The 13104-nt window shown below is 42.4% G+C and carries 7 protein-coding genes; 3 read left to right on the forward strand and 4 right to left on the reverse strand.

The features are described 5' to 3' along the window. Nucleotides 1-102 precede the first annotated feature (102 nt). The 4 genes from QR722_RS03445 to QR722_RS03460 form a co-directional block, all read right to left on the reverse strand. A complete protein-coding gene (locus QR722_RS03445) occupies nucleotides 103-1788 on the reverse strand; it encodes a methyl-accepting chemotaxis protein (RefSeq protein ID WP_286285355.1) in 1686 nt (561 codons plus the stop codon). 205 nt (nucleotides 1789-1993) lie between these two features. After that, nucleotides 1994-2749 (reverse strand): IS21-like element helper ATPase IstB, encoded by a 756-nt coding sequence (gene istB, locus QR722_RS03450; protein WP_286285356.1) that lies wholly within the window; start codon nucleotides 2747-2749, stop codon nucleotides 1994-1996. Continuing rightward, nucleotides 2739-4256: an IS21 family transposase gene (gene istA / locus QR722_RS03455; protein WP_286285357.1), complete on the reverse strand. Its 1518-nt coding sequence runs from the start codon at nucleotides 4254-4256 to the stop codon at nucleotides 2739-2741. Before istA ends, istB begins: the two co-directional genes overlap by 11 nt. A 281-nt stretch (nucleotides 4257-4537) precedes the next feature. Continuing rightward, entirely contained in the window at nucleotides 4538-7642 is a 3105-nt protein-coding gene (locus tag QR722_RS03460; protein ID WP_286285358.1) for an ATP-binding protein, read from the reverse strand. A gap of 398 nt (nucleotides 7643-8040) precedes the next feature. On the opposite strand from QR722_RS03460, the gene QR722_RS03465 reads away from it, so the two are divergent. The 3 genes from QR722_RS03465 to QR722_RS03475 all read left to right on the forward strand — a co-directional run bounded on the left by QR722_RS03465 (nucleotide 8041) and on the right by QR722_RS03475 (nucleotide 13104). Beyond that, nucleotides 8041-11319 carry an nSTAND1 domain-containing NTPase gene (locus QR722_RS03465; RefSeq protein ID WP_286285359.1) on the forward strand — a complete coding sequence of 1093 codons (3279 nt, stop codon included), beginning with the start codon at nucleotides 8041-8043 and terminating at the stop codon, nucleotides 11317-11319. Between the two features lie 18 nt (nucleotides 11320-11337). After that, nucleotides 11338-11712, forward strand: a complete 375-nt coding sequence (locus tag QR722_RS03470; RefSeq protein ID WP_286285360.1) for a DP-EP family protein — start codon at nucleotides 11338-11340, stop codon at nucleotides 11710-11712. Nucleotides 11713-12039: 327 nt separating this feature from the next. After that, entirely contained in the window at nucleotides 12040-13104 is a 1065-nt protein-coding gene (locus QR722_RS03475; protein WP_286285361.1) for a GGDEF domain-containing protein, read from the forward strand.

Genomic DNA, 13104 nt, shown 5'->3' on the forward strand with positions numbered 1-13104 from the left:
AATTTGTAGCAAGTAGTCTTTTCAAAACTGTTCATTTTTCACAAATTAGGGTTATCTCCTACTTGTCTTTCTACAACAGCCAATCCAGGCGCGTTCATCAGCCTATAGCTTAAATTTAGCCACGATTGCACCTAGTTCACTTGCTTTGCTGCGTAGGGTTTCAGAAGTTTGATTATTCTGCCGTGCAATTTCACTTAGTCCTGAAGTTTGCTCGGATATTTCAACTATCCGTCGACCAATGTCGCTGCCTACTAAACACTGCTCTTCGGATGCGGTTGCAATCTGAGCGTTCATATCGGTGATGATGCCTACGGAATTAGCTATATCGCTTAATGAATTTGATGTTTCAACTACACTTTTTTCAGCGGCATCACTGCTTTTCATACTCCGCTCCATGGCATCAACCGCAGAGCGCGAGCCGGTTTGTAGTTTGTGGATCATTTGCTGTATTTCTTCGGTGCTCCCTTGGGTTTTGCTAGCCAAGTTGCGTACTTCATCCGCAACTACCGCAAATCCTCTGCCTTGTTCACCGGCTCTTGCTGCTTCGATGGCTGCGTTAAGAGCCAGTAGGTTAGTTTGCCCAGCAATACTTTCAATCACTTGCAATATAGCGCTGATATTTTCAACGTCGGTGCCGACGTCTTCTACGACCTTGCTAGCCTTGCCTATTTCATTCATTAACACACCCATTTCGGTGCTACTTTTGTTGACTTTCTCTAAGGCCACATCGCCATAACTATTGGCTTTACGGGCAGCTTCAGCGGCATTTTCAGCATTATGAGACACTTCTTGCGCAGATGAAGACATTTGGGTTGACGCCGATGCAACCAATTCAATGGCATCGCGTTGCTGTTCACTCACCTGATTAATACTATCGGCTTGGGTGACTAGCAAATCAGTAGCTTGGTTTACATCCTTCGCCACCGAGGTAACGCGCAGCATATCTTGTTGAAGTGACGTTAAAAACCGGTTTAAATTTTCAGCCAACATACCGGTTTCAAATTTATCTTGAACAGGGACTCTTTGGGTTAGATCGCCGTTACCTACGCCTAGTTTCTGTATTGATTCAGACACGGTATTTAACGGCGTCAAAATTGAAGCAACGATATATATACTGGCCACTATCATCAGAGCTATTACGATTAACGAGATAATAATCGTAGTGGTCATAATGCTAGTGCGCACTTCTTTGATCTTATGCTCAAAAACCTGTACTTCTTTATCGATACTATCAATGTATATTCCTGCACCTATCATCAAGTCCCAGTTGGGCAAATAAATCGCATAGGATAACTTGGGGGAGGCAATCTTTTCATCTTGACGCGGAAGGTGATAGGTAACGAACTCATTGCCACTACCGAAGCCATTTTTTCGACCGGCGCTGACTAGGTCATTAATTAAAAATACATTGTTTACGTCTTTAAATTCTTTGTAACTTTTACCGATCCCGGCATCGCCACTACCGCTAAATACACGAACTGAGTCACCATCATAACCAAAAATATAGCCATCTGAACCAAATTCCATTCTCTGCATCAGTTTGACTGCATCTTCACGGCTGCCTCCTGATTCATATATGGGCCTGATAGTTTTATAGGCCATATCAACCACGTTTTTAAGTTCCCCTTTTTTTGCATCTTTGAGCAAGGTAGTAGCAGATTTAACTTCGGACTCCACCAGATTACCAATTTCTATGAAGGTGACTGACAACAGCGCAATAGCAGTGATTAAAATAGGTACGATAGTACCCAAGAAGAGTCTATGACGGATAGATAGTTTATTTAGCATATATTTTTTGTACCCTTAGAGTGGTATCTACAATGTTATCGGCCGAATTTGATTTGTCTGGAATTGGCTGAAGTTATTGTTTAATAGCGTTTTTAACTGATAGTCAAGGATAGACTGTTAATTTGTACTTAAAACTGATCCACGATTTGCATCTAAAACTGATCCACCCAAGTAGTCTTATATGACCATAATCATGTTTTAGTTTCTAGCGCTTTTTCTCCTTTGATTTTTTAGTCGATTCTTTAAATCTGTAGCTGTCATTCCCCGTTTCGATGATGTGGCAATGATGGGTTAACCTGTCTAGCAAGGCTGTTGTCAGTTTTGCATCACCAAACACGTTTGACCATTCAGTGAAGTTCAGATTGGTGGTGATAAGTACGCTGGTTGTTTCGTAGAGTTTACTTAATAAGTGAAACAGTAAGGTGCCGCCTGCTTGACTAAAGGGCACGTAGCCTAATTCATCCAACACGACTAGATCACAATTCGCTAAACGATTTGCCATGCGGCCAACATGGCCCGCTTGTTTCTCTAACTCAAGCGTATTGACCAGTTCAATTGTGGATAAAAAGCGTACGCGATATTGATGGTGCTGAATGGCTTGCACTCCAAGTGCTGTCGCCAAATGGGTTTTTCCTGTGCCAGGGCCACCAACGAACACCGCATTTTGACAATCTTCAATGAACTCGCAACGATGTAAACCTCTGATGAGGTATTCATCGACTTCACTTTCGCTGAAGTCGAAGCCATAAATATCTCGGTAAACAGGGAATCTGGCCGTCTTCATTTGGTAGGCGATGCTACGCACTTCTCTATCGGCCACCTCGGCTTTTACGAGGGTATCGAGTATGGGTAAGGCTTGTTTATAGGCGGGTGAATCTTGCGAGGTTAACTCGGCAACACTGCTTGCCATGCCGTGTAGTTTAAGTATTTTAAGAGTGTGTAATAAGGCTTCAGTGTGCATGACGTTTTCCTCTTAATGTGTCGTAGCGTGATGTGTCGCTGGTCGGTTCGGTGACTAATTGCAGGCCGTTAATAATGGGGACTGGCGCAGGGGCTGAAGGGGCAAGTAGCCGACTCAGGCAATTCATAACATGTTGTTTGGAAGGACATCCCACATCTAAGGCCATTTCAACCGCCTTCACGACATCGGCTTCATCGTGATGTAATATCAGCGATAACACCTCAACCATCTCCTTATCTCCACGCTCACGTTGCAATAGAATGGATTGCAGGTGTTTAAAGCTATCGGGCATGGTGTTGAACGGTGCGCCATTGCGAAGTGCGCCCGGTTTACGCTGCGCGACAAGCAAGTAGTGTTGCCAGTCATACACGACTTTCCCCGGTATATCATGGCTGCTCATGAACACGCGGTTGTGCTCCGCTATTTTCTGGCCCTGCGCAATGAAGGCAAGTCGGCCTGGATAAACTTGCAGGCTGATACGCCGGTTAGCGAAGCTAGCGGGCACAGAGTATTTATTGCGGTCGAAGTTGACTAAGCAGGTGGAAGATACCTTTTTCGTGTGCTCAATGAAGCCATCAAAGGGGGCATTCACCTTCATCAGCTGCCGCTGCTCCTGATACCACACATCCTCAATGGTGCTATCTCTAAACTGCGGGTGCTTGCGTGTTTGCCAGTCTTTTATACACGCATTCTCCAGCCAATCATTGAGTTCGGTGAGTGAGCTAACACGCGGCAGGCGTTGCCAGATAACCGAGCGGGCATCACGTACATTTTTCTCTACCTGGCCTTTTTCCCAACCCGCCGCCGGATTGCAGAAGTCAGCTTCAAACAGATAATGACTGACCATAGTCAGGAAGCGGCGATTAACAATGCGCTCTTTCCCCCTTTGCACCTTATCAACCGCTGTTTTCATGTTGTCGTAAATACCACGCTCGGGCACGCCATTGAACACCCTAAACGCATGATTATGGGCATCAAACAGCATTTCATGGCTTTGGGTAAGATAGGCTCGCAGGATAAAGGCTCGGCTGTGACTGAGTTTGAAATGAGCGACTTGCAGCTTGGTTTTACGGCCATCGATGAAGGCATAGTTTTCACCCCAATCGAATTGAAAGGCTTCACCTGCGGCAAACTCTAATGGCACGTAAACCTGATTAGATGCAGCTAGTCGCTGCTCTTCACGCCACTTGCGTGCAAACGCAGCAACCCTGTCATATGAGCCTGAATAGCCAAGCGGCAATAAGTCCTCATAAAGGTTTTTAACGGTTTTGCGCTCTTTCCTGCGCCGCCTGGCTTCACGTTTAAGCCAGCTAATAAGCAGTTCTTCGAACTCGTCGACTTTGCCCAAGGTCTGCCGCTTAGTGTAAACAGGCTCAGCAATGTCCTTTTTGAGATAACGACGTACTGTATTGCGAGACAATCCAGTGCGTTTAGTAATTTCTCGTTGGGACAGCCCATCACGAAAATACCATCGACGCATAACACTTAATAATGACACATCTATCACTCCACATTCTCCTGCTTAGAGGCGGCAGGAGGTATTAAATATGTGGATCAGTTTTAGATGCAAATTAGGGGGTAAAGTGGATCAATTTTGGATGCAAATTAACAAATTTATTAACATCTTCACCATAACTTTTAATGTAACCGGTTTCAATTTATTTTTGATAAATAGTTAATCCGAATATTATAGGTCATATATAGTAGTAAAAATCAGATTTTATCGGTTGAAGAATTTAGTAACCGGTTTCTTTTCTTAGATTATTGTGAGTCTTAAAATTGAGCGGGCTAGAGTTCAATATCGAAGGATAAGGTCCACTTAACAACTTTTGCGACTAAGCTGGTAACTGAGATGGGTTTAGTTACGTAATCACTCATACCTGCTTGCAGACACTTGTCCTTTTCACCTTTCATTGCGCTGGCAGTAACTGCGATTATGGGAATCAGCTTATAGGGCTCACCGGCTTTGCCTTCTCGAATAAGATTGCTGGCTTGATAACCATCTAGTATCGGCATTTGGCAGTCCATAATCACACATTGAATTGGTTGATTATCTTGCAATGATTGGATCAGTTTATGGATGGCAACTTTTCCATTTTCCGCTCGCTCAAAGGTCAAAGGTAGGTCTGACAATACACCTATTGCAACTTCAATATTGATTTCATTGTCATCAACAATTAATACTCTGGCACCGGCAACCTTAGCAATATCTTCAGCTGAGATGGTTTCAAGTTGTTCGGTTTGGGTCAAACTGCCGGGTAAGTCGTTTTGCTCTTGCCAATTTTGCTCTGAGACCTTCTGTAGAAGATGATTGAGCATGATTGGCTTGGAAATAAACACCGGAGAGATGTTTCTAAATACTCGTCTAGGCTCAGCGCTACGCTGTAAAACAACTATCTTAGCTATTTTATACTTAGCTTTTAGAAGGGACAAGCATAGATTGTCTATTTGATTGATGTGTCGGTATTGAGCGTCAATAAAAATCAAGTCCGGCATATTACTGGGCGCGTCTTTACCGCTGGAAAGCCAGTCTTGAGTAGATGTTTCATCTACTACTAGACATCCATTGGCTTGTAATATTTTACCCAGATTTTCTCTGACTTGGCTAAAAGGCGTTAAAATAACTGCGGTTTGATCTATCAGTTTTGGGACAGGTGTGAAAGTCGTCGTTTCAGTGACAGGCAACGCTATACTGAAGGTGAAAGTACTTCCGTGCTCTTTTTCAGATTGGAAAACGATATTGCCATTAAGCAACTCGACTAATTGTTTGCAGATCGATAATCCTAAACCAGTGCCGCCATATTTTGCCGCTACGCTGCTATCTTCCTGAGAAAATGCTTGAAATAATTTGCGCTGATTTTCCTCTGCAATGCCTATTCCCGTATCGCTGACAGAGCAATGCAATACTAGCTTTTGGTCTGCATCGACTTGAGTGCAGGCGGTAACCTTGACATATCCTTTGGATGTGAACTTAATAGCATTATTAATTAAATTCGTCAGGATCTGCGAATAGCGATGGGGATCACTAGTAATCCGTGTGCAGTGAACATCTACTAAATCTAATATGAATTCCAAATCTTTTTCATTGGCCTTGACCGCCATACTTTCACACAATCGTTCGATAAGCACAGAGGGATTGAAGGATTGAATGTCGAGGTCCAACTTTCCTGCCTCTATTTTTGATAAGTCTAATACATCATTGATTAACACGGCTAAAGAGTTGACGCTAACTTCGGTCATGTCTAAATATTTCAATTGGCGTTTGGAGAGGGGCTCCTTTTTGATTAAATTTAAGGTACCAATAATACCGTTCAATGGGGTGCGCATTTCATGGCTAATATTTGAGATAAAGGCACTTTTAACGTGGCTTGATTTCTGTAACTCGGCGGTCCTAGCCGCGACTTTAGTCTCTAATTCTGTATTTGCTTGGCGTATTTTTTCATCCGCAAGTCTTTCATTAGTGACGTCTCTAATAATAATAGCAGCACCTTTAAATTGACGGTTATCCTCAAGAATTGGGGACATAGACAGGGCTAGGTATTTAATACTGTGGCTTGCATCTGAAATGGTGGTTTCTGCAGACTGAGGCTCGCCTTTGGACAGCTTATCTATACGATTTCGGATATCAACATTTGGGAAAAGTGACAAATGCTCAATGGATTGACCGTGAACAAAGTCTGCTTCATAGCAAAACAAATTGCGCGCAGCCCTATTCCAGCTAGTTATATGACCATCTTTTGTCAGTCCAATTATGGCATCATTAGACCCATCAACGATGGCGTCGGATTGAGCACGGGCTTCTGCTAATTCCTGGCTTTTGCGCATACTACGGTCAAATACTTTCAGCACGATCAGTAATATAATGGAAACAATCGACAAAAAAGCATAGACATTTTTCCGTCTTTCCATTGCTAATTGCCGTACATGGCTCTCTGGGGTCAATAAGTTGGCCAGTAAAAAACCATTTTCAATGTCTCCACTGAGCATGATTTTTTTATTATAAGAGTAGGCTTTGTGACCTGCATTGCTTTGCAATGCGACGCTGGAAAGTAAACTTTTCGGGAGTTTTTTGACTTGGTAGTAGTTGTTCCACGTTTTATCTGGCGAAAGGTCACGACTGAACAGCACTTCACTATTGGGATGGATCAAGAAAAATCCTTCACTATCAGTCAAGATCAAAAAGGAGGGAGAAGCGGCAGTTTTATTCAATGACAGAAGTAACTCATTGACATTTACATTAACAATAATGAAGCCAAAACGGCTCATTTGCTGATCAAAAATAGGTAGGGATAATCGTAACATTGGTCGGTATGGAAAATCGATTTTACCAAATTCTCTATTAAGCGAAATCGACGACATATAGATTTCACCATCAGAAAGCGCGGTGCTAGCGAAGTAATAATCTCGATCGCTTTTACTCTGAAGCTGGGCTTGGTGTGTTACTTTAACTCCCCCACCAGAGCGCTCTACTCTGATGAGCTCCATGCCTCGCTCATCAGCACTAACAACACGCAATTGTTCAACTTCAGAATTATTTTGAATGAAGGCGATAAAAATAGTTTCAAGTCTGTGCTTCCATTGTTCGTATGTCGTCTTGTCTTGTGGATCTATGCCCTCGTTGGCTTCAGCTCTGGGTAAGCCCGAAATCGGTGGGGTCGCATGGAGAAAGCGCAAATTGTCCCTATATTTAGCCAACTTCTGTTGAATTTGATTATTAATTTGTTCCGCACTGCCACTTAAATCAGCCTCGACTGAGGACATAACAGACTGGTTTAATTGGGTTTCAAATAGGAAGACGGTGACTGAAAAAATTAAAGCAATTATCAGCAGAGCAGTGCTAAATAGATGGCGGCCATTGCCTAAATATTTTTTAAAGTTTAATAGTGAATTCAACGACACCTAACCATTTCTCCGCACTGCTCACTCACAACAGAGCAGTTGTGGTGAATTTACTGACCTTTAAGGTATACCACATATTCTGGTTTTTCGCTCAAATCAGTAGTGGATGATGGCTAAGGTGATATTCATTTATCAGCTAGTGGCAAAGTTTGAGCAATTTGGTCATTATCAGCTTTTAAGTATAGTTAAAAGGTTAACTTGGCCCCTTTAGCCGGCCGTATTTTTGAAGAAATTGATTTTTGGTGTGTAAAATTATCCAATTTAGATTTTTATCTGTTTGATAACGCTCATTTAATGATAACTAGCTGAATATTCAGTATAGTGTTTTGAGTCGCGTCTTTTGATGCATAGAGTTGGTGAGCAAACTAGACATAGGCTGAGATGAGCAGTTAGTGGATATCAATCAATTTTTTTTGGGTGACTGGCAAGTCTCTCCTGCAAGTAACAGTCTGCGTTTAGGCAAAACCGTTAATGTGGTTGAGCCTAAAGCGATGGATGTATTGTTACTGCTTTGTCAGAATTCTGGCCAAGTGCTAAGCGCTGATCAAATTGTGAATCAATGTTGGGGGAGTAGTGAAATGGGTGACAACCCGATTCACAAAGCTATTAACCAACTACGCAAAGCGCTAGGCGATAGCGCGGCAAACTCCATTTATATAGAAACAATTCGTAAACGCGGTTATCGGGTCATTGCTGAGGTTGTGTTTCCCCATGATGACCAAAGTCGAGCCGAAAAAAGTAGCTGGCAGGGTAGCTCTCCTTTTATGGGCTTGAACGCTTATGAGCCTGGCGACTCTGCAATATTTTTTGGCCGCCAAGTACAAATCAATCATTTACTCACTCGTTTAACAGAACAGCTAGCGCGCAATCGTACTTTTAGTCTTATTCTTGGTCCTAGTGGTTCGGGTAAGTCTTCACTAGTTAACGCCGGCGTTCTGCCGCGTCTGTTCAGTGACAAAGGCGTCAATGGTATTGGGGTGCTTAGCTATGCCAGTATTGATTTCGCAAACATCAATAAAGGTCGACTCTGGATAGATATAGCCAGCTCATTATTGGATTGGGACGTGGGTGACGTGCCTGTTTTTGATGGAATGAGTGCCGATAACATCGCACAAACATTACAAAGTGATCCTCAATCGATAGCAACTCAATGTCTCAATGCCATAGAAAATTCAGTCTTGGCAAATAGATATGTTTACCCACGTTTGTTTTTATTCATCGACCGCTTGGAAGTGTTGATATCTTCACCATTGTTTGAGCCTGGCGAACGTCAATCGTTATTGAATGCCATTGAACACTTAGCAGTGAGCGGTGCGGTGATTGTTTTCAGTGCCTGTCGAAATGATTTCTACCCATTAGTGGTAACTTATCCCGCTTTGATGGCAGGTAAAGAGCAGGGTGCCCATTTTGATTTAACTGCGCCATCTACGGCTGAGTTAAGCCAAATGATCCGTTTGCCGGCCATTGCAGCAAATCTGCAGTGGTCAAAAGATCCACAAAGTGGCATGCAATTGGATGAATTGCTTGTTATTGAAGCGGCTAATCATCCTGATTCACTACCTTTATTACAATACACTTTACAAGAGTTGTATCTGCAACGCAGCGGCGATGAAGAGTTGCTGGTTGAAGTCTATCAAGACTTGGGAGGGATCGAAGGCGCGATAGGTAAAAAAGCGGAAGAGGTATTCGCCAGTTTCCAGCAAGATAATCAAGCCGAATTGGAATATGTTTTGTCTTTGTTAGTTACCCTTAGCCAAGATGGCGAAAACCTTACAAGCCGAGCCGCTCGCTGGTCACAACTTGAGAATGAGCAGCAGACAAATTTCGTACAAGCCATGGTAGATCATCGATTATTTGTCTCTCATTTACGTAATGCAGAGCCCTGTTTCAGTGTTGCGCATGAGGCACTATTGCGGCGCTGGTCTAGAGTGAAAGATTGGATTGGCAAACACAAAGAAAGTTTAGCGGTAAAAAGTCGCTTAACCGAGCAAGCCCAACGCTGGTTAGCTGAAAACAATAGCCCCGCTTACTTGCTCAGTGACGGTAAACCGCTCCAAGAAGCATTGTTACTAAAGCAAAGTAGCGAATTGATGTTGCAAGCTGATGAACTCGCGCTAATTGACGCGTCACAGTCTGTAGTTAAGCACAAGCGCTGGTTTAAACGTAGCGTGGTCCTGTTGCTTTGCATCCTAACTCTAGTCTCTATTTTTATGAGTTTCCGCAGTCAGCAAGCCGAGCAGCTCGCTCAACAAAAACGCGCAGAGGCTGAAAGTCTCTTGGGTTTTATGGTTGGTGAATTTGCCGACAAACTCCGCAGTGTAAAGCGGATGGACTTACTGGATGGAATTAGTAATAAAGCGATTGAATACTTTAGCCTCGATGAACCTATTGAGGGTAAAGGATTTCAGGCTCTTTTGGGTTCTCAAACCACCAACCTTAACAGCCATTTTCAACATGCTCAAACCCTGCATGCCATGGCGGAGGTGGCATATTCCAGACATAAATATGATGAAGCCAAACAGGGATTTCAGGCCGCTAAGCAGCGTTTGGAACAATTACTGCTGCAAAAACCTGAGGATTTAGAATTACTTAAAATGCTTGGAGCCAATGCATTTTGGTTGGGTCAAATTGATTATGATGACGATAAGTTTATCTCAGCCCAAACATCGTTTCAGCAATATTTGACGTATAGCCAACAAATGGTGGAACTTGCCCCAGGGGATTTGGACAGCCTTCAAGAGCTTTCTTTTGCACATAATAGTCTAGGCTCACTGGCTATATCACAACGACAATATAATGAGGCTAAACAAGCATTTTCCCTATCTCTTGAGTTGAAAACCAAAGTACTAGGCCAAAACCCCGATGACTTGACCCTGATAGCAGATAAAGCGGAAGCCCTATCTTGGCTAGCTAAAACATCTGAACATTTAGGTAAGCTCAATGAGGCCTTGGAATATTATTATCAAGGACAAAGAGAACTTGAGAGGGCGCTGCAATCGAGTGAAAATGATGCCTACGCTATTGAAAGTCTTATTTATATTCATTCCCACCAAACCAAAATTTTGCAATATTTAGGTAAAAATACGCTAGCTTATGAACATAATTTATCTTCCCTTGGCTTGGTCAATAATTTATTGCAACAAGACCCAGAAAATAAATTCTGGCAGCAAGATAAGTTATTGGTTCAGTTGTCACAGTTACTCTTGGCTGAAAAGATGCAAAGCGAGGGTGAGTTGAATTCAACAGTTGATACGGCAGCACTTGCTGCCTATATCGAATCGCAAGTTACCGAGTTACCCACATTACGATTAGACTTAGCTGAATTTTATCAGAGCCGACAGCATTGGCAGAAAAGTGAAAACATTTTGCAAGGCATAAAATTGCAGCTAGCCAATGGTCCTGCTGGCGCACAAAACCCACAGGTTTTGCCCAAATTAGAGATGTTATTTGCTCGGCAAAGATGGGCAGCCCAAGACCTTAGTACTATGCATCAACATTGCATGGCGGCGATTAAGCAGCTCCAACCAATTGTTGATAAGAGTCTCGAGGCGCAATTTAATCTACTTTATTTGCAAGCGCATCAATGTAGACAGGAAGAATTTAAAATTTCCAAATTGATACAAAATCTACAAAACATGAACCTTTATATACCAGCTAACTTTTTTCCTTAACCTATAAGAGTTGATAAAATGACCACAGACAGCAGAGTTCCACAGTTTAATTTTGGTGTTTCCGTTGATATCTCCACAAATACTTGGGTGATTTATGACGAAAATGACACGCCCACGACTAAGCCAGTCACGGTAACAGTCGACAACACACAAATCATTTATACTTTACGACCTAATACTGAGTCTTTGATATTTGTTGATCCTAGCATCAAACATGGTCCAACCAACGACCTGAGTTATGGAATATCCCCTAACAACCAAGTCCTGACAGTGGTAGATTCTGATGCAGATTCAGGAGACATAGATCTGTACTTGGTAGTCGCGACTTCAAGTGATCCAACTAAGCATTACACTAGTCCTGATCCACAAATAAAGAATCGTCCTACAGAATAATTTAATAAATTCATTCGCCACTAACTTGGTTCTAAGTAATTCATCCTCGTTGAGTCTACATTTCAAAGGGGATGTGTTCGAGATTCCAGTTTATTTGTTCAGGCAAGTAATCGTTATCCGCATTCATCTCCACTTTTCACTTCCCAAGCGTTACCCGCACGAGAATTTTTCAGCCCCTCCTGTAAATAAATATTGCATTAAATTCAATTAATACAATAACTTATAATTAGAAGGTTACCGGAAGGTTAAACCCGTAATATTTATTTAGACTTTCTACCATCAGAGCAAATCAACTACACAATTTTGTATAGGTAGCAGGTCTAAAATATGTTTAACGCAAAAATAAATTCAGATAATGACTGGGTAACAACACAGAGTTTTCAGACTAACTCTAACTTTGACCGTTATAATATGGCAGATAATTCTGGTGCGGTTAATTTAGATATGATTGGAGCATCTGTTTCATCTTGCTCAAATTCATCGGTCGAGAATGAAAGCAATCAAGCGCTATCCACCATGATAAATTGCATTGGGGAAGGTATCTTCATTACGGACTTCAATGGAGTGGTAGTCATGATTAATCCGGCAGCGGCAAAACTATTCGGTGAAAGTCGTGAGGCATTGATTGGCCAATCGATATTAAGTTTTATGCCTGACCGTCAAGTACGTGAATATATGTCTTTACTTGATTCAGCCAAACGGGAAGAAGATATTGCATTCAATCATGGTCCCAAAGAGCTAACCTTATGCAGAAAAGACAACAGTATGGTGGACACTGACTTATCGTTATCCAGTCTTCCAGATATGTTTTGTGATACACAGCGTTTAATTATCGGTATTATTCATGACTTAACTAGTCACAAAGCAGAATTTGGCAAATTGAAACGACTAGCTCGGGTCGATTATCTGACTGGGCTAGCCAATCGCCACGGTTTTGAAGAGTCTTTGAATACAGATTGGCAGAACTCAATACAAGAAGACTTGCCCTTGAGTTTAATGATCATCGACGTAGATTTCTTTAAACAGTTCAACGATGAGCACGGGCACATTATTGGTGACAAGTGTCTGCAAAAAATCGCTCAGGTGATTGAGGCTTGCCTACCGTCACGAGAATGCCTAGCAGCTCGCTACGGTGGTGAAGAATTTGCAGTGGTGTTGCCTCGTTGTCAAAGTCAGGTGGCGCAATTGGTAGGAATACGGATAAAGCGTCAAATCCAAGAGTTATGTTTCCTAGATCTTGGTTTGAAAGATGAGGCTAGCGTAACCGTAAGTTTAGGCATTGCAACCCAGCAAAGGGGACTTTATAGTAACACTGAAGGACTATTGAGTGCGGCAGACACCGCATTATATCGGGCCAAAGCGAATGGCCGTAATCGTATTTGTACTATCTAG

Origin of the sequence: Aliiglaciecola sp. LCG003 (assembly GCF_030316135.1) — a bacterium.
Classification (GTDB): domain Bacteria; phylum Pseudomonadota; class Gammaproteobacteria; order Enterobacterales; family Alteromonadaceae; genus Aliiglaciecola.

Bases quoted from the DNA above. Each gene is read 5' to 3' on its own strand.
- QR722_RS03445 (WP_286285355.1), bottom strand. From the start codon at position 1,788: ATGCTAAATAAACTATCTATCCGTCATAGACTCTTCTTGGGTACTATC.
- istB (WP_286285356.1), bottom strand. From the start codon at position 2,749: ATGCACACTGAAGCCTTATTACACACTCTTAAAATACTTAAACTACAC.
- QR722_RS03470 (WP_286285360.1), top strand. From the start codon at position 11,338: ATGACCACAGACAGCAGAGTTCCACAGTTTAATTTTGGTGTTTCCGTT.
- QR722_RS03475 (WP_286285361.1), top strand. From the start codon at position 12,040: ATGTTTAACGCAAAAATAAATTCAGATAATGACTGGGTAACAACACAG.